Here is a 19,334-nt window from a genome sequence, read left to right on the forward strand (position 1 = left end):
ATCATTTTATTTATTTCTCTTTTTAAAATAATAATAGTTTTTAAGTAAAGTTGACGCATGATTTAAAACAAACAACACTTTTTGTTGCCACGAAGGCAATCGCTCCATGGCGTGTTCTAACCATCGCTGAGACAACATCCCCATTAACTGTTGATCATATCGATTAGCACTTTTTTGATATCGCTTTATAGTAACCGGAATTTCTAATGCTGCCCAGTTTGTATAACTAATTCGAGACAAACTCCCTTCGATTTCACGCACTTCGATACAGGCTTTATTGAGCAGTCCTACCTGAGCTTCTTTTTTGATATTTTTGAGCACACGGTACCAAAAATCAATCCCCTCATTTAAGGAAACATTCTTCTCGTAGCGAATGTCGTTTAGACATTTTTTACGTATTACCACATTACTCCCGAGACCCATAATAAAATCTGGCGCGCTGATGGTGTGCAGCACATTGGGTATCAGATACAATTGATCGGAAAGTAAAATTAGTTCTGTTGCAAAAGATTTAATATTTGGCAAATAATAATTCGATGGAAGCAATAAAATTCCAACTACCAAAACATCTATATTTTTTTGCTCCATGATCGAACCCACCTCTCTTAAGCTGGAAGGTGTATAACAATCATCCGCATCCAAAAAACTAATTAGCTCTCCCGTGGCTTGTTCGATCCCTAAATTTCTTGCGTTACCCGGACCTATGTTTTCTTTCAATTCGATAATTTGAATCTCGGTTTGCAAAAATTGCGGCGCAAAAAACAATAATGAATCTTTGAGACAAACCAAACTTTTATCGGTACTGGCATCATCTACAATAATAATTTGAGATGGTTTTTTTTCCTGAAAAGCCAGTGACCGAATGGCATCATAAATATAGTTTTCTTTGTTGTAAAGAGGTATAACAACCGTATGTTTCATATTTTTTCTACTCTAATAATGGGTAAATTAAAGCCCTTCCCTGGTGCACATTCACCACTGATTCATCTGAACCACGAAACAATCCTGCTCCATACATTTTATCCTCTTTGCACAACAACATCCCTACCAAATGGATCTGGCGATGATTTTCGATATCAGTAAATTCTTTTTGGTCGACAAAATGCTGAATGACGTATTTGCTCCAGTTTTCCCGAATAATGACTTCCCACTCCTCTGCCGTACAATCCTTTTTGGCATACGCTCCAATACCTCTGCCGCCACTGTTTAATTTCAAAATAAAATTCTCTTTACTCTTTATAAAAGCATCACAGCCCGCAGGATCTTGAATAACAAAAGTGGGAATTAGGTAATTTTGTAAAAAACCATATTCCTCCTCGCTCAGGTAATCGGTCATGATTTGAGCATCATACATTACAGCCAAAACCCGCTTATCATGAATTAAAATTAAAGTACGGATATCATTAAAATAAGAGTTTCCTTCAATCAATTTATCGAGTACATCTGGATTTATTTTTTTTAATTCTTCACGATCCATTTCTAAAATAAATTGCGAAACAGGTTCGTCATCGACATAAATCGAATCATTAACCAGCACTAAATCCTGAGGTTTTACAGAAATTATGTCAATTTCTATTTTTGCCAATTCTTTTTGAAGATAAAAAATCTCCGTTCCTTTTTCATCATCATGAACGACAGCTACCTTTTTATGAGAAGCGAATTGATGGTAAAGATCATCAACAATATCTTTTAAATCTTTATTTGAAGTAGTTACTACATCTTGGTCTAAATTTATCTGATCGTTTATTAATTTCAAATAATAACTAATCATCCAGCCGTTTAAGGGATATCGTGCGCCTATCTCGCATATTTTTGCCTGATCATGGATGTCATATAAAAAATCAGGGCGATAAAAACCCTGATTGTATAATTTGTTATTGGTTTTCTTCAATAAAGCTTCTAAATCTTCATTCAATTGATAATAGTTTCGAATTCTATCATCTTCAAAATAATTGAGAACGATTGCGTTGCAGGCTTTATTTAAAATAGAACACAAGCGATTCATTTTCTGACGGTAGCCCGAAGATAACAGTACCGAAGAATTGGCAAAAGAACTTCTAATTAATCCGCTGTCTTTTTGAAAATACTCAGAAAACAACTCGTCCCATTTTTTCTGTTTGTCAGCTTGGTTTTGCTGTAACCTAATTTTAGGCATCATGAGTTGAGATTTCGCTTCTTTCTTTGTGATCGTCATTAGTAGAATAATAAATTAAAAACTAAGTTCTTCTAGTTCCATGATATCTTCCATTACGGCCGATTTTTTTTCTAAATAATCTTTAATAATAGGCTCCAGATCATACGCTTCAACATCGATATTCTTTGCTTTTGCATAATGAAAAACAGCACTCACGGCAAAAAAGAAATGATTTTTTTCAGTTGGGCCACAGTGAACGCTTATCCATGCCAATGTTTTTTCGCATTCCTCTTCGGAGAAATTATAATCGTTTATCAACCATGATTTGAATTTTGGAAGTATCAATTCTACTTCGCCATGCGTGTAAATTTCATGTATCAAGGTTGTCAGTAAAGCAATCATTATGTCTTTATTTCGCAACGAATTTTGATCTTTCCAGGCTTTAAAGTCACAAGCACTTTGGTTTAAATACTTACGTGAAAGCCAATCATCATCTGTACAAATTGTAGTGGCCATTGTGTAAAACATTTGAGAATGTAAAATTCTGCCCACCACCGCCAAATCTTCATCTACAATTCTGTTGAGACTCGTAATCGACTGCAAAAGCGCTTTTTCGTCAGCGACAGGTTGATTTTTATGAACCAGCATCGTCATGCGATTGCTAATTCCTGCCACCGTCATGGCGCTATTATTGGTTTGGCTCCAACTATGAAAAAAACGTTGTAAGTGTTCTTTCTCTTGTACTTTCGACGTCAATTGATTAAAACTTTTTTCGATTTTTGAAAATGATTCTTGTTGATTTGGCAAGAATTTTAATAATTGATCTTTTAAATATGATTCCTCCATTCCTTGAAGAACCGGAAGAATAATTGAACTTAAATTGGTCATGATTATTTGATTTTAAATGGTTTGTTAACGTATTAATTATGATTTAAAATTTGTTGGTACGGGTGGCGCGATAGTATTTTATTTTTCTCACCACATCAATATCTTTTTCATGATATTGCTCTAACCAACTCGCCTGATCAAAGAAAATACAACGGGATTCGGCAATTACAATAATCGATTTGGTTAATGAAATCTGATATAATTTATTTAGCAATTCGTCATATTGAAAATCAAAAAGAGGATTGTAGAGATAAAAGACATTTCCATCAGAAACATCGGTCTTTAAAATATCCCCGCAAATGGCAGAAGCATTTTTTATTTGCTCTTTTTCGATTAAAGTAGCGCAAACGTCATTTCGCTCTTGCAAAATTTCGATTCCTTTAAAGTGTGCTTCGGGATATTTTAGAGCGCCATATAAAATGATATTTCCGTAACCCGAACCCAGATCATAAAACACTGTTTCTTCTGTGATTTCAAGAGGGTCAAAAAGCTCAAATAAAAAACTTGAAGACCCATATCTAAAAGAATTAAGCCCGTGTTGAATGGTAATCTCAGAAAGGCTTAATTCATTTTCTATACCTTCAGAATAATGATCAATTGCCGTTTGAATTTTTGTAAAAGCATCCATTTATTTCATCATTAATAGTTCTAATTTTTCTAAAGAAAGAATTGCTTTTTTCATCTTTTCGGCATATTCATTATTTACTTTTTGAATGTCGGCGTTGCAGAAAGTACAGGTAGTTTCTTCTTCGTAAACATAATTATCGCAGCCGTTGCACATTTTTAGTGCTTTTGGAATCCTCGGTGATCTGTCTGAAATAGCTGAAACGACTACTGGAGCAACATCATTAGGGGATTGCACTTCTACGATTTCGCCCTTTTCGTTTTCTACAACAATTTCAAAAAGACCAATATCAAATGATAATCCGGGCGCTTCCTGTATTTTTCTGATGCGTTCTTTGAGACCTTTCTTTTTTAGCTCTAAAGCGCGATAGTGACAAAAAGGATTATTCCCTCTCTTTCCAAATAACACATGACTGGTCCATGTGCAGCCTGCCAGGCAAGAAGACTCGTAATAGCAGCCTTTGCAGCCTCCCCACAATTCTTCTTTATTTCTATAGCGGGAAAAAACCATTTCTTCACTATATTTCCAAATGTCTTCCAGATCCATGTCTTTTACGTTTCCTCCAGTGTATTCGGTCGTTGGTAAAGACGGGCACCCTTTGATTTTGCCATCTGCTTCAATACCAATTCCAGTATGTCCGGCAGAACATCCTGTGTAATATTTTTCGTTACCTTGTCTCCAAATATGTTCGTAAGGCCCAAAATAACCTATATTATTTCCTGCCTGAATTAATACCTTATTGGCTAAGGCTTTTCGGTAAATTAGAATAAGATTATCATAAAAATCATTTAATTCGTAAGGCTGTAGTATCAGTTCTTCCGAATTATCTACGGCATTTCCCATAGCGACTGCCAGTTGTATTTGCCAATTTTTTACATCATTTTCGATAAGAACATCCAAAAGATCATTCAATTCGTTTTTACTGCTTTTTGTAACAACCGTATTGACACTCGATGGTATATTGTGCTTTTTTAATAATTGCAAACAATGAATTACATGTTCAAAAGAATCTTTTCTTCCTCTGATTTTATTGTGCGTTTCAGGCATACCGTCTATAGAAACACCAATATTTCTTATTCCTGCTTTTTTGGCATCAATAATTCGTTCTTCTGTTAGATTATAAGCTCCTGACTGCATAGAACATTCGATCCCGCTTTGATGGATTCTCTCTATAATTTCTAACCAGTCTTTCCTTAAAAAAGCTTCTCCTCCAATAATGGTAATTTCTCTTGTGCCCAGACGTTTTAGACTATCAATAACGCCAAAGCACTGTTCAGTAGTCAATTCGCCAGGTCTGACTTTTCCGGCTCTGGAACCACAATGTGAACATTTTAAATTACAGGCCAGCGTTATTTCCCACACCACATGTACCGGTGTAGCCGTTTTATAATCGTCTCTTACTCTATATCGTGTTGAAGTCTTATCCATCGTTTTGGGTATTTACAGTTCTTTTCAATACTAAAAAACGGTTTAAAAAGTAAAGCTTGATAAACCGTTTTCTAATTTAGATTACTTTTTCAGCGCATCAATTGCATCTAGCAATTCCAACAATGCTGCGGTTAGGTCTTTTTGTTCTCTTACAGTTTGTTTCGCTTGTTCGGCTACTGCAATCATTTTTTCTAAATCATTAGAAGCAATGGCTTCTCTAATTCCTGCTGCGTAAAGCATTACTACTCCCATAATAGTTGTATTTTAGTTATTCCTACTCTTTAGGTTTTTCGGCTACACCCTTGTTTTTTCTGTACAAGTCAGTTTATCTATCACTCTGAAAAAGTTTTTTATTATTTCTTCTTCAAAGTATCTATCGCATCCAACAATTCTAACAAAGCAACACTCAGATCTCCTTGTTCTTTTACTGCCTGTTTTGCTTGTTCAGCAACAGCTTCCATGTTTGCCAAATCATTTGAAGCAATAGCGTCTCTGATGGCAACGCCGTACATTGGTATAAATCCCATACTTTTTAATTTTTATAATTATTTCTACTTTTTACGCTTTTTGATAGCGTCTTTTATTTTTTATTTTTTAAAGAATCAATTGCTTCCAACAATTCTAACAAAGCCAAATGCATGTCTCCTTGTCCCTTTACTATTTGTTTTGTTTGTTCTGCGATGGCTTCCATTTTTGCCAAATCGTTAGAAACGATAGCTTCTCTAATTGCTGCTCCGTAAGGCATAATTACTCCCATGATTTTTATGTTTTAATTGTTAATAAAACTTCTTATTTTTTTCTTTGATAAATAACTTTTTAAAGCAAAATATCTTGGTTTTTTAGAACCCAAATTCATGTAGAAAAAGTGCTGGTTCATCCGGACTCACGCAGGTTAAATTACCCATTGTAACCATTTTGCCTTCTGTGGTTTTTCCGGTAATCATAATATTTTTCATTCCAGCTCTTAATGTGCCGTATCGTTTGCCTACTTTTACTTCAACTCCCATTTCATGAGGTGTTCCCGTTCTGGTGGCGATCACGTTACCCGATCCGTTTTCGATAAGCATTATTTCTCCAATTGCAGGAGGAGGAAACGACTGAGTCACCGTAATATCTGTCAATGCACCTAGCGTGATATAAGCTGGCACTACGCTATTGCCCATGTTAACACCCTCAGCGTCTTGTTTATTCATTCTAATGGTTCTACCAAACTGTGGTTGATCACTCGTGTTGGTACAATACATCCAAGGAGTCGTAAAAGGAGTTCCGTCTTCTGTCTCTCCCGTTGCTATATATCTTTGATGCATGCCCAATTTAGTGCCTTGACCTATTGAATTTAGATCAAGATTATAGAACACAGACATGATAAGGGTACCAACTGCGTATGTTCCGCTTGCTCCTTCAATGACTGGAAGAATAACCGGCCCCACACCGCCACCCTTCCAGTCGATATAAGGATATACTTTTACATTTTTTACTTTTACAGGTATTGCTTGCATGATATTTAATTTTTATTCTTACTCGTAGGCTTTTCAGATCCGCCTTCGCTTTTTACTGTGCGAAACAGTTCGTTTTTTTAGTGGGTTCTGCTCCACTTTATAATTTTTTTGCTCCGAATAAACATTTCTCAACAAACAAACTTTTATGAATCATATCTTTATTTTATAAGAAATAAATCGGAAACAAATCCTGAAAATAAATTTTGCTAGCTTTTATTTTCTGTACTAAAATTACATCAGAAATAAAGTCCGAAATAAAAAAATGGTATGAGATGGGGATTTTTAAGTATGAAAGCCGTAAAAAGTAAAACGAGGGCATTTTTTTTTATAAAACACTCATTATCAGTGTTAAAAAAAAATTAAACACATCTGAATTATTAAATAAAACAAGAAGTAAGAGACTATTATTGAAGCAGAAAACAAAATTCAGTACATGCCAATAAAAATAATCCCCCATGAACTACTCTTTCTGTATTTTAATACCTATACAGGAGTAGTTCTTGAAGGAAATTTTAACTGTAATTAATTTCTGATGTGGATTCTAATTTTAGGCACTCTACTATCAAAAGGTCATCAGTCTGATTTTTGTTTGCACTACAATGATTTTCAATAATTTAAAACGAGTAATAAAGAGCCACTGAGGGAATCTTGGATATTCGAGGTGCTCACTAATCATAATAAAAGTGACAATTAGCATCGCTACATTGTGCCCTTTGGGTAAAAGCATAGGCAAAAGCATCAATGCCCATCCAGAACCAACGCACCAAACACCGTGGGTAAGCCCAAAAAATAATGAATCTCTAAAAGCCTTCCATCCAAATGCTGATAAAACCTGATGATCATGACCGAGGTTTAAACACCGTTGCTTAATTGGTGAAATCTCCCATACTACCACAATAAGAAACAATCCCAATGCAGGAATATAGGACCCGGGGAGTAAAAGATTAACGCCCATTATTATTTCTATCATAAAAACACCAACAATCATCCAAACTAGTATATAACCAAACACAAATAATAAAGAACACAAGAAACGATAGCGTTTGAAACTCTGTTGGTAAATAAACTGAATGGGCAGAATTAATTTAGGAAGCATCATTGCAACCACCATAAGCCCCCAACCAATTAATTGCGCTGAAAAAAGCTTCATCTCGAGCAACATCTGAAATGATGTCGCAGAGGGACATGAAGCAAAGACATGACAGTATTTCATTGCCATAATGTGGCCAGGGTTTACCAAAAGTAACGTCCAGACAAAAATGCTGACAATTACTAAATTAATTGTAATGCGCTTATTCTGTGAAAGTTTCATGTTTTTTTGACTTATTGCCCTGAACGATAAACTCCTATTCGCTCTACTGTGATTTCACTACCATCAAGAGGAGCATCTTTACTCTTTATTTGAACATCTAGTGAATTAATATCAATGGCACTATCAAGATGTAATTCGTCAATAACACTTGTGATATTAAATTTAAAAGTAAGTCCTGATCCTCCATGAGCGCTATTTTTCATGGATGCACCAAGGAGACCAAAAAGGGAAACAGACTTGATAAATGTTTGATTTACATAAACGGAAAGAAAATTGGAGTCCTCGCCACCTTTTACACCTTCTAACTGAAGATACACCTCATCTGGGACATTAGAAACAGACGCTTTTAAAAGACTATTCTTTACTGATTTCCATGCCGTTTTATCCAATTGAACAGTAGCTTTGGTTTCTTTATCCTTTAAAGTAATGGAACCACTACTTGCTCCTACCAATTCCTTATTTTGTTTATTAGCCATCTTACTTCCTGTTTCTAAATTTGTTGCCCCAAGTTTATTTAATCTAAGAGATAAACTCTCTTTCAAAGAATTCGGTTGAATGGTGTCATAAGAGGTTAAAGAAAGATCGCTATAGGTATAGGAATAATACGATCCGTTATACTTCAAATTATTTGTAGTTTGAACATCTGCAGGTGTATAATACCAAGCAGTACCGTTTGCATCCAAAGGCATAGCAAATTGTGAATTGCCATTGGCTGTTGGTCCAACCAACCAATCTGTTTGCGTTGGATTACTATTTTTTCCTGTTACATTCCAAGCATCCCACATACGGTCAATATTAGAATGATGCAAGAAAAATACAGGATCGAGCCCTGCTGTCGCTGGCACACCCATCAAACCTATCTGTCCGGCAGCATTTTGCCCACCTATCATACCATGTACAAAATTATGAGGATTCTGCTCAAGATCTCCCGTTTCTGAACCACCATGTGAAAATCCGGTTTCTCCACCGCCATAAAAATAGCCATTTAAATCACCTGGTCCAAGTTTTGCAGGAGCAGATCCTTCACTATAAATCGTGTCCCATTGACATTGATCATTTGCTGAATTCTCATCGTTACCCACTTGTACATTTGAGCCATAACGCTCAGGTACGTACAAAGGATTTGGCGTGTTATCCGGTAAAACAGCTAGTGTAAATGCTGGAGGAATATTAGACTCGGTATATATAGTCGATTGGCTTAGATAATTCCAATAGGGCAATGCCCAGTCCGAAGGACCATTTAATTCAGATATAATGGTACGAAGAATATTTTCCAGTGCTACCAAATACCCTCTATGCCAAGGAGGAAAAAACCAAGTACCGTGCTGACACTGATCCCAAAAAATAGTTGTTAATGTCTTGGATGGAAGTGTACTTAAATTTGCAGCTGCTCCTATGTAGTTAACATTGACCCAGTTTAAATATTGATATGGCTTTGGATATAAAGATTTAGGCAATAACAATTCACCATGAATAGCAGCATAGAACCACCAACTAGTAGGGTCGCTTATTGGGCGAGATTGCATTACCTTAACCGCTTTTGCATACCAATAAAGGTCGGTATAATTGCCCGATTTATCTATAAATTGACCGCCGTTGTTGTCATCCCATGCATTTTTTCTTAAATAAATTAATTGCTTCCAAGTTGTTCCATTATCCCAATCTATCTCAGAATTGTTATTTGACAACGCACCTGTTTTATTTCCGCCATCATCTGTAAAGTTTACGGTAATTACTGATGGATTAGAAGCGTTTAGAGTACCTTGAAAAGGGCCGCGTCCGTTGCCATACGTTACACTAACACTATTAGTTTTAGATCCTGTAACTGTGATTAACACATTTTTTTGATCTACCCATTTTCCAATAAATGAATTCATATTTTAATGATTTAATTATTTGTCTTACTCATAAGGTTTTTCAGATGACACCTTCGCCTTTTACTGTGCGAAACAGTTCGTTTTTTTAGTGAATTCTACTTTATATTTTTTTCGTTCCGAATCAACATTTTTCAATAAACAAATCTTTATGAATCTTATACTTTGCTTTAGAAGAAATGTATCAGAAAAAAATCCTAAAAATAAATGGTGCTAGCTTCTATTTTCATACTAAAATTATAGTAGAAAAAAAGTCGGAAATAAAAAAATGCTATGAGACGGGGATTTTTAAGTATGAGAACCGTAAAAAGTAAAACAAGGTCATTATTATTTTTATAAAACACTCATTATCAAAATAAAAAATATAGTTGTATTCTTTTTAGTAAAATTATGGACTAGAGTAAAAAACTTATTGGAATAGTTTGGCTTAAACCGCAAAACCTCGCTATACGAGTAATCTGTCTGTTACTGAACAATAGTATTGCCCGAGTAAAAAGAAAAGGAATCAAACTTTATTTCTTGTCGAAGTAACTCAATATTAAGACTACCATCATCTTCCGTTTTGATGTAATTGGGCTCTGGCAAATAACGCAATTGAAGGTGCGGATGATACACTGTTTTTCTGCCTTTACGGAAATACGCACACATTACAGAAAAGCTACTATTGGAGCAAACGAGAATGTCAGCTTCAACAAAAGATCTAAAAATAGAATGAATTTGATCATAATTTTTTTCCTCACGATCTGAGCCAAGTAATACTTTAGTGTGCTTTCTGTTATCAAATCTTTGCAGAATAGACTCTGCATTTTGCTTTTCGGTATAGATATTAAAATGAACATTACCTACTCCGAAAGCTTTTTCTATGTGCAAAATAATGTTTTCATAATAATCCATATCAAACATATATCGTACTGCAAAAGGGCTTGTAAAATGTTCTGGAAATTTGTCGCGATCGTAATCTGTTCCTCTGTTAATATGAACCGCAACTTCTATCGGTGATCTGAATTTATTTATTTTTAAAGAATGAAGTTCATTAAAATTCTGAGAGACTTCTTGTTGAATTTCGGCAAAAACATTTCGAGTTGTTTTTCCTTCCAGATACCATGGTATCGTTTGAAATGGATGAATTCGCAAAGCATTTTCTAAGATTACCAGTGTGTCATTACTGTTTTTGGGTAAAACCTTTTCAAAATATTCTAATAATTCATCGTAATCATCAATTCCGCACCATAGAGGACCTTCAACTCTTACAATATTTTTATATTTCGATTTACGATCTGCTTTTGCTACGACCGGATATTTAAATCCAAGTCCAAAATAATCCAAATACTCGTAGGGAGTATGCACGTAATTCATATTAAATAAGCGACCAATGGTAAGACCTCCCAAAGCATCTTTCAGTTGATGACCGTGATTTCCTCCAGAGGTAAATTCTATTGTAAAGTCCATTTTATATTTTTTTATGAAAATTTATTTTACGATTCTCTCTAATGATTTTGCTGATTCAAACATATTATTGATATGATCTTCTCCTTCTAAGTACTCATAACCATGCTTTTTTTCTCGACTTATCTCGCTCATTCGATTGACATATCCTTTGTGCTTTTTATATAAATAATCCTTACCTAGATATTTGTAATGCAAGAGTTTAAATTCAATTTTTGAATCTAAATCTCTTTTTTCATAAAAAACAGGATTACACAAATGTGCGCCGGGTCTGTAGTTCATCTCTTTGATTTTTTTGGGATCAAAAATGATATGTTTATCAAATCTTTCAGAACGCACGCCATGTTTAACCTGTTCTGTTATCAATTTTTTATAGTTTGTCGGAAACTTATCACTCATCATATTGTACCCAATTATGCTGGGTATAATTATATTTTGGTGTTTCGCTAATGCTAACTTTTCCAGTAAATTTTCATCATATAAAAATTCATCCATATCGCAAACTATCACATAATCTGCATTACTTCCCTTCCAACAGTTGTTTTTTGATGCTGTCAATTCATCTTCAACGAATTCATTCCTAGAGTCTAGATATCTGAATTCTAAGTTTTTATAACTCCTTGCCAGTCGCATAGAATCATCTGTGCTCTGATTGTCGATAATAATTATTTTACTGCAGATTTGAGAATAATAATTTAAAGTATGCCTGATCATTTTTTCTTCGTTAAAGCAAAGCAGATAAAGCTCAACAGTAATAGCGCTGTTTTGAATCATAATTTTCCTGAGTTACTTTTATGGTCCCAACTACCAAACCTTTGGTTCAATAATATGAAAGGGAAAAAATCTTGAAACCTACATTTACGATTCTTTTTTATTTCTGCAATCAAATCTATATCAGACATCTATAGAGAAGACAAAAGATGTCATAAGAAAAAGATTCTTTGTTATAAAGCCCACAAAAGAGCATTGATTAAAAAAAATCGTGTCGATTTGTTTTTAGAAAAAAACAAAAATTTAGAAAAAAACGATCATCAGCCACCAAAAAATCGGAACGCTTTCGACCCAAAAAGAAGTGTAATAATGAGAGCGGCCGGGATTTGCAAAAAGGATAAACAACATCAGGGTGATGACCATTATGAGGTTGATCACGAGGTCATGAAAAGTAAACGTTAGGATTCCTAAGATCCAAAAAGGAATTAGCAACGAAAACCCTAAAATTTTTGTTCGCTTAACACCTATTGTTTGCGGTACGGTCTTTAAATGCGGGTCATCATTGGCCAAATCAATAATTTCAAAAACTAAAATCAATACAAAAACCAATACAAAACGCTGGAAACATTTTACAAAAAAATGAGTTGTAAATGGAATTTCAGCATCCATATAAGGCAGAACCAAAGTAGCGCCAACCCAGCAAATTGCCACAATATAAATTTTTACGCCAGCCCAATTTCGGGCATTCTTTTTATTTGGAAAAAACGGAAGTGTGTACAAAGCCGTGATGGCAAAAATGACAATAGAAACAATTTGAGTGATTCTCTTCAACTGAAAAAATGAGTAGGCCACTAAAAAGAGCGAAATTAAACTCAGAAATGCAATAATTTTTAATGGGTTTCCGATCGGTTTCTTTTTAACCCGAACCAATGCATCATATTTTACAAAATTATATCCTACAATTGTTCCAAAAAAAACGAAAAAAGTGATGGCGGCATTATATTGAAGATGAAAAAAATAAAACGTAATCTGAACCAACGCAAAACAAGACAAAGCCACGTGAATACTGCTGTTGAGATAAAAATCGAATATTTGTTTTAATAATTTCATTCATTAAATCTAATCAATTATTAACAAATCAAGTCTTTAGTTGTAAATTTCATAAAAATTGCCTCTAAAAATCAGCGTTAAATTATTAATAATACTTAATTTTGCGCCACAAAAAAACAACACTTTTACTAAAAAATGTAATCAGTATCGTAAAAAGTTCGATCAGACCTCGAAAATATGCTTTGCGAATTGCATTGACCTTTAAAATTAGATAGCTACAAATGAAAACAGATGCTTTTGCTTTAAGACACATTGGCCCAAGAGAGACAGATCTTCAACACATGTTACAAACCATTGGAGTTGAATCGATCGAACAACTTGTTTATGAAACCCTTCCGGATGACATTCGTTTAAAAGCACCTTTAGACTTAGCTCCGGCAATGACTGAATATGAATTTGCAAATCATATTCAACAATTGGGTAATAAAAATAAAATATTTAAAACCTACATTGGTTTAGGTTACAATCAGGCGATTGTTCCTGCTGTAATTCAACGTAACGTTTTTGAAAACCCAGGATGGTATACGGCTTACACGCCTTATCAAGCTGAAATCGCACAAGGTCGTTTAGAAGCTATTCTAAATTTCCAAACTACGGTTATTGAATTAACTGGAATGGAGATTGCCAATGCTTCTTTATTAGACGAAGGAACTGCTGCTGCAGAAGCAATGGCTTTACTATTGGATGTTCGTACTCGCGATCAAAAGAAAAATAATGTCAATAAATTTTTTGTTTCTGAAGAAATTCTACCACAAACACTTTCTGTTTTACAAACACGTGCAACTCCAATTGGAATTGAATTGGTAATTGGAAATCACGAAACTTTTGATTTCTCAACTGAATTTTTCGGAGCTATTTTACAATATCCTGGTAAATACGGACAAGTTTATGATTACGCTGCTTTTATCGAAAAAGCCGCAGCAAGCGAAATCAAAGTAGCCGTTGCTGCAGATATTTTGAGTTTAACAAAATTAACTCCTCCGGGAGAAATGGGTGCTGCAGTGGTGGTTGGAACAACACAACGTTTCGGGATTCCATTAGGTTACGGCGGTCCTCACGCTGCTTATTTTGCAACAAAAGACGAATACAAACGCAGCATGCCGGGACGTATCATTGGGGTAACGGTTGACACCAACGGAAACCGCGCTTTACGTATGGCTTTGCAAACACGTGAACAACATATCAAACGTGATAAAGCAACTTCAAACATTTGTACTGCACAGGTTTTATTGTCTGTAATGGCGGGAATGTATGCTGTTTATCACGGACCAAAAGGTTTAAAATACATTGCTGATAAAGTACATGCTTCGGCAGCTACTTTAGCAAACGAATTAAAAAAATTAGGTGTTGAGCAAATTAACGCTGCTTTTTTTGATACTATTTTGGTTAAAGCAGACGCACAAAAAGTAAAAGCAATTGCTGAAGCAAACGAAGTAAACTTTTACTATGTTGATGAAAACACCATTTCTATTTCGCTAAACGAAACCACTAGTATTGCTGATTTAAATCAAATCGTTAGTATTTTCGCTTCCGCTAAAGATACTCAGGCAACTACCATTTCTGAATTGACAGCAACCAATCATTTCCCTGAAAACTTGCAAAGAACTTCTGCTTTCTTACAGCATGATGTTTTCAACAAATACCATTCAGAGACTGCATTGATGCGCTACATCAAAATGTTAGAGCGCAAAGATTTGGCTTTAAATCACTCTATGATTTCGTTAGGATCTTGTACAATGAAATTGAATGCTGCTGCAGAAATGCTGCCGTTAAGCAATCCACAATGGAACAACATTCACCCTTTTGCACCATTGGATCAAGCACAAGGTTATCAAGAAATGTTGAAAAAATTAGAAGAACAATTAAATGTAATTACTGGTTTTGCAGGAACTACTTTGCAACCTAACTCAGGTGCGCAAGGAGAATATGCAGGACTTATGGTCATTCGTGCCTACCACCAATCTCGTGGAGACGATCACAGAAATATTGCTTTGATTCCTTCATCAGCTCACGGAACCAATCCTGCTTCTGCCGCAATGGCCGGAATGCAAGTAGTAGTTACCAAAACATTAGAAAACGGAAACATCGATATCGACGATTTGCGTGAAAAAGCACTTCTTCATAAAGACAATTTGTCATGTCTAATGGTTACTTACCCGTCTACACATGGTGTTTTTGAAAGTGCTATTAAAGAAATTACAAAAATTATTCACGATAACGGTGGACAAGTTTATATGGACGGCGCCAACATGAACGCACAAGTTGGATTAACAAATCCGGCTACCATTGGTGCAGACGTTTGTCACTTAAACCTACATAAAACATTTGCAATTCCTCACGGTGGAGGAGGTCCGGGTGTGGGCCCAATTTGCGTGGCGCCACAATTGGTTCCTTTCTTACCGGGAAATCCTGTAATTCCAACAGGCGGAGAAACCGCTATTACGGCTATTTCTGCTGCTCCTTGGGGTTCTGCTTTAGTATGTTTGATTTCGTACGGATACATTTCGATGTTAGGCGCTGATGGTTTAAAAAGCGCGACAGAGCATGCTATTTTAAACGCAAACTATATCAAAGAAAAATTAAGCGGTCATTACGAGACTTTGTATTCTGGAGAAATGGGTCGTGCGGCTCACGAAATGATTCTAGAATGCCGTCCTTTTAAACAAAAAGGAATCGAAGTTACGGACATCGCCAAACGTTTGATGGATTATGGTTTTCATGCACCAACCGTTTCTTTCCCGGTTGCCGGAACTTTGATGATTGAGCCAACAGAAAGCGAAAACGTAGAAGAATTAGATCGTTTTTGCGATGCTATGATTTCCATCAGAAAAGAAATTGAAGCTGCTACGATCGAAGATCCTAATAATGTATTAAAAAATTCTCCTCACACTTTAGCTATGCTAACTGCCGAGACTTGGAATTTTCCTTACACAAGAGAACAAGCCGCATTTCCATTAGAATATATCGCCGAAAACAAATTCTGGCCTACTGTCCGCAGAGCCGATGATGCTTTTGGAGACAGAAACTTAGTTTGCAGCTGTGCTCCTATTGAAGCGTATATGGAGAGTTAAAAACTTGTTTTTATTAAATAATATTCAAACCCGACAGGTCTTTACTTGTCGGGTTTATTTTTTTGTTTCAGGTTACAGTACAACTTGAAACCTCAAACTTGAAACTTTTTAAACCTACTATTAATCTGGGCGTGCCACCATCCCCACAAGAGGGCTATGTTACAGTGCGCCTATACGCCCTCTTGTCGAGATGCTGTCGGGCTATACGTGCTACTTCGGTAGCGTACTTCTATCCCTCACGCACAAGAAAAAACAGGTCTTACAGAACTATAGTATTCACATTTTCATAAAAAGACAAGATGGTGTGTTTTACGCAACCTAAAAATAACCTGAAACCCGAAACTTTAAACAAAAAAATACCACCAGTATTCCATTTCAAACGTTTGAAATCTCGGTTAAACTCAAATTTCATTAAAAAATAAACAATATATTCCATAAATAATTATTATTCCATAATTATATGCGTGCATAGTATTTTTTATGATAGTTATCATAATTTTATTTATAATTTAGCCCTAAATTTATCGGATAATAAAGGAATAATGAAAATAAAAATAATAGGTATAGGAAGTTACATTCCTAATAAAGAAGTACGCAATACTGATTTTGACAAGCATGTTTTTTTAAATGATGACGGAACTCCTTTTGGCTACCCAAACGAGGTTGTAATAAAAAAATTCAAAGGAATTACCGGAATAGAAAATCGTCGGTACGCCGAAGATCATCAAACCTCATCAGACTTAGCTTTTTTTGCAGCTGAAAGAGCCATTGAAAACGCTAAAATTGACAAAGAATCTATCGATTATATTATTTTTGCCCATAATTTTGGAGACGTAAAATTAGGAACCAATCAATCAGATATGATTCCGAGTTTAGCCACTCGAGTAAAGCACAAATTAGGGATCCAAAACCCAAAATGTGTTGCTTACGATATTCTTTTTGGTTGCCCTGGATGGATTGAAGGTGTGTTGCAAGCCAACGCTTTTATTAAATCTGGCATGGCAAAACGTTGTTTGGTAATTGGCGCAGAAACACTTTCTAGAGTAGTTGACGACCATGACCGTGATTCTATGATTTATTCAGATGGTGCAGGAGCTTCAATTTTAGAAGCCTCAAATGATGAAGCCGGTTTGTTATCTTACGAAAGTGCCACTTTTGCCACCGACGAAGCCAATTATTTATACTTCGGAAAATCATACAATCCAGATTTAGACCCGGACATTAAATATATCAAAATGTACGGTCGTAAAATTTATGAATTTGCTTTAAGCCAAGTACCATGTGCAATGAAAGAGTGCCTGGACAAAAGTGGCATTGCGATTGATGAGGTGAAGAAAATACTGATTCATCAGGCCAACGAAAAAATGGACGAAGCCATTATAACCCGTTTTTATAAATTATACGACAAAATTGCTCCTGAAAACATTATGCCGATGAGTATTCATGATCTTGGGAACAGCAGCGTAGCAACAGTTCCTACTCTTTTTGATCTTTTAATACAAGGAAAATTAGAAAATCACGAAATCAATAAAGGTGATGTAGTAATTTTTGCTTCGGTTGGAGCAGGAATGAATGTCAATGCATTTGTTTATCGCTACTAAATTATTGTAAACCGAGAAATTTAGAATTTTATCATATCGTTTAAAGTCCGGATTTAAAAATTAAATTTTAAATCTGGCCTTTTCATTTTCATCCCTATTAAAAAAAATCAAAAAAAGAAGATATCTTTGTATCTTTGCGCCTTTGCCGTTAAAAAATAAAAAATGTACGAAAAAACGTTTCCGAATAAAAGATTCAAGCTTACTCTAGAATTTTTACAAAAGCACATCCAAACTTCCCAGAGCATTCTAGACTTAGGTGTAGAAAATCCGTTTTCTAAAATCATGAAAGAAGCTGGTTTCAGCGTAAAAAACACCAGCGGCGAAGATCTGGATTTAGACCAAAGTGTTTTTCAAACCGAAAAACAAGAGGTGGTAACTGCTTTCGAAATCTTCGAACATTTATTGAATCCGTTTACCATTTTAAGCGAAATTAAATCAGACAAACTTTTTATTTCTATCCCGATGCGTTTGTGGTTTTCTCCTGCTTATCGCAGTAAAACAGACATGTGGGACAGGCACTACCATGAATTTGAAGATTGGCAGCTGGATTGGCTTTTAGAAAAAACGGGCTGGAAAATCATAGACAGACAAAAATGGACCAATCCTGTAAAAAAACTTGGCATTCGTCCGCTTTTAAGAAGTTTTACCAACAGGTATTATATTGTTTATGCAGAAAAAATCAAAATTTAAAATTGTAAAGTAACGAATGCTAATTTATGAGAGTGATAATGGATGTAAAAAATCTAAAATCAAGAATCGTAAATCTTCATTCAAAAATATTTTAAATGAAATATTATATCGTCATTCCTGCGCATAACGAACAAGATTTGATTGGTCTTACTTTAGAATCATTGATTTCTCAAACCGTTTTACCAACAAAGATTGTCGTTGTCAATGATAATTCAACAGATAAAACTGAAGAAATTGTTTTAGAATTCGCCCAAAAAAATCCGTTTATTTCTATTGTAAACAAAACTTCGGATGCTATACACATGCCGGGAAGCAAAGTAATTCAGGCGTTTCAGAAAGGTTTTGAAACTTTGGATAACGATTATGATATTCTTGTAAAAATAGACGGCGATTTAATTTTTCCTTCTAATTATTTTGAAACAATCATCAAACATTTTCAATCTGATTCAAAAATCGGAATGGCGGGAGGATTTTGTTACATTGAAAAAAATGGTGAGTGGGTTCTGGAAAACCTAACCGATAAGGATCATATTCGCGGAGCATTAAAAGCCTATCGAAAAGAAACTTACCAACAAATTGGAGGTTTAAAACCTGCTATGGGCTGGGACACCGTTGATGAATTACTCTGTAAATATTATGGTTGGAAAATAGTTACCGATACGAGCTTACATGTAAAACACCTGAAACCAACTGGCGCAAACTACAACAAAACAGCACGTTACAAACAAGGAGAAGCTTTTTTTACATTAGGATATGGTTTTTGGATTACAGCCATTGCATCTGCAAAATTGGCGATGATGAAGAAAAAACCACTGCTCTTTTTTGATTACATAAAAGGTTTTTGGAAAGCAAAAACCGCAAAAACACCATTATTGGTAACACCCGAACAAGCTAAATTTATTAGAAAGTATCGTTTTCAGAAAATGAAACAAAAGCTTTTTTAGC

Annotated in this window: 18 protein-coding genes; 4 read left to right on the forward strand and 14 right to left on the reverse strand. The window is 35.1% G+C overall.

Annotated elements, in window-relative coordinates; all coding sequences use genetic code 11:
* Positions 1-6: 6 nt before the first annotated feature.
* The 14 genes from LNP22_RS02480 to LNP22_RS02545 form a co-directional block, all read right to left on the reverse strand.
* Positions 7-921 carry a glycosyltransferase family 2 protein gene (locus LNP22_RS02480; protein ID WP_229975137.1) on the reverse strand — a complete coding sequence of 305 codons (915 nt, stop codon included), beginning with the start codon at positions 919-921 and terminating at the stop codon, positions 7-9.
* Between the two features lie 7 nt (positions 922-928).
* Complete coding sequence (locus LNP22_RS02485; RefSeq protein ID WP_229975138.1) at positions 929-2,194, reverse strand: hypothetical protein; 1,266 nt, start codon at positions 2,192-2,194, stop codon at positions 929-931.
* A 15-nt stretch (positions 2,195-2,209) separates the two neighbouring features.
* Positions 2,210-3,022: a hypothetical protein gene (locus LNP22_RS02490; protein WP_229975139.1), complete on the reverse strand. Its 813-nt coding sequence runs from the start codon at positions 3,020-3,022 to the stop codon at positions 2,210-2,212.
* Positions 3,023-3,065: 43 nt separating this feature from the next.
* Positions 3,066-3,650: a class I SAM-dependent methyltransferase gene (locus LNP22_RS02495; RefSeq protein ID WP_229975140.1), complete on the reverse strand. Its 585-nt coding sequence runs from the start codon at positions 3,648-3,650 to the stop codon at positions 3,066-3,068.
* A complete protein-coding gene (locus tag LNP22_RS02500) occupies positions 3,651-5,075 on the reverse strand; it encodes a radical SAM/SPASM domain-containing protein (protein WP_229975141.1) in 1,425 nt (474 codons plus the stop codon). It abuts the gene before it with no gap.
* Between the two features lie 81 nt (positions 5,076-5,156).
* Entirely contained in the window at positions 5,157-5,327 is a 171-nt protein-coding gene (locus tag LNP22_RS02505; protein ID WP_210667287.1) for a DUF1843 domain-containing protein, read from the reverse strand.
* A 101-nt stretch (positions 5,328-5,428) separates the two neighbouring features.
* Positions 5,429-5,602 (reverse strand): DUF1843 domain-containing protein, encoded by a 174-nt coding sequence (locus LNP22_RS02510; protein ID WP_229975142.1) that lies wholly within the window; start codon positions 5,600-5,602, stop codon positions 5,429-5,431.
* A 53-nt stretch (positions 5,603-5,655) separates the two neighbouring features.
* The gene (locus tag LNP22_RS02515) at positions 5,656-5,832 is read right to left on the reverse strand and encodes a DUF1843 domain-containing protein (RefSeq protein ID WP_210667285.1); all 177 of its coding nucleotides are present in this window, start codon (positions 5,830-5,832) and stop codon (positions 5,656-5,658) included.
* 82 nt (positions 5,833-5,914) lie between these two features.
* Positions 5,915-6,574: a hypothetical protein gene (locus tag LNP22_RS02520; protein ID WP_229975143.1), complete on the reverse strand. Its 660-nt coding sequence runs from the start codon at positions 6,572-6,574 to the stop codon at positions 5,915-5,917.
* A 562-nt stretch (positions 6,575-7,136) separates the two neighbouring features.
* Positions 7,137-7,886 carry a copper chaperone gene (locus tag LNP22_RS02525; RefSeq protein ID WP_229975144.1) on the reverse strand — a complete coding sequence of 250 codons (750 nt, stop codon included), beginning with the start codon at positions 7,884-7,886 and terminating at the stop codon, positions 7,137-7,139.
* Between the two features lie 11 nt (positions 7,887-7,897).
* Positions 7,898-9,763, reverse strand: coding sequence for a tyrosinase family protein (locus tag LNP22_RS02530; protein ID WP_229975145.1), 1,866 nt, complete (start codon positions 9,761-9,763; stop codon positions 7,898-7,900).
* 462 nt (positions 9,764-10,225) lie between these two features.
* On the reverse strand, positions 10,226-11,209 hold the full coding sequence (locus LNP22_RS02535) for a hypothetical protein (protein ID WP_229975146.1): 984 nt from the start codon (positions 11,207-11,209) through the stop codon (positions 10,226-10,228).
* A 21-nt stretch (positions 11,210-11,230) separates the two neighbouring features.
* Complete coding sequence (locus LNP22_RS02540) at positions 11,231-11,980, reverse strand: glycosyltransferase (protein WP_229975147.1); 750 nt, start codon at positions 11,978-11,980, stop codon at positions 11,231-11,233.
* Positions 11,981-12,220: 240 nt separating this feature from the next.
* Positions 12,221-13,027, reverse strand: a complete 807-nt coding sequence (locus tag LNP22_RS02545; RefSeq protein WP_229975148.1) for a UbiA prenyltransferase family protein — start codon at positions 13,025-13,027, stop codon at positions 12,221-12,223.
* 221 nt (positions 13,028-13,248) lie between these two features.
* Between LNP22_RS02545 and gcvP the strand changes: the two genes are divergently transcribed.
* The 4 genes from gcvP to LNP22_RS02565 all read left to right on the forward strand — a co-directional run bounded on the left by gcvP (position 13,249) and on the right by LNP22_RS02565 (position 19,333).
* Positions 13,249-16,098: an aminomethyl-transferring glycine dehydrogenase gene (gene gcvP / locus LNP22_RS02550; RefSeq protein WP_229975149.1), complete on the forward strand. Its 2,850-nt coding sequence runs from the start codon at positions 13,249-13,251 to the stop codon at positions 16,096-16,098.
* 542 nt (positions 16,099-16,640) lie between these two features.
* A complete protein-coding gene (locus LNP22_RS02555; RefSeq protein WP_229975150.1) occupies positions 16,641-17,699 on the forward strand; it encodes a 3-oxoacyl-ACP synthase III family protein in 1,059 nt (352 codons plus the stop codon).
* 162 nt (positions 17,700-17,861) lie between these two features.
* Positions 17,862-18,389, forward strand: a complete 528-nt coding sequence (locus LNP22_RS02560) for a class I SAM-dependent methyltransferase (RefSeq protein WP_229975151.1) — start codon at positions 17,862-17,864, stop codon at positions 18,387-18,389.
* Positions 18,390-18,484: 95 nt separating this feature from the next.
* Positions 18,485-19,333, forward strand: a complete 849-nt coding sequence (locus tag LNP22_RS02565) for a glycosyltransferase family 2 protein (RefSeq protein WP_229975152.1) — start codon at positions 18,485-18,487, stop codon at positions 19,331-19,333.
* Position 19,334: the final 1 nt, after the last annotated feature.

This window comes from Flavobacterium flavipigmentatum (assembly GCF_020911905.1).
GTDB classification, from domain to species: Bacteria; Bacteroidota; Bacteroidia; order Flavobacteriales; family Flavobacteriaceae; genus Flavobacterium; species Flavobacterium flavipigmentatum.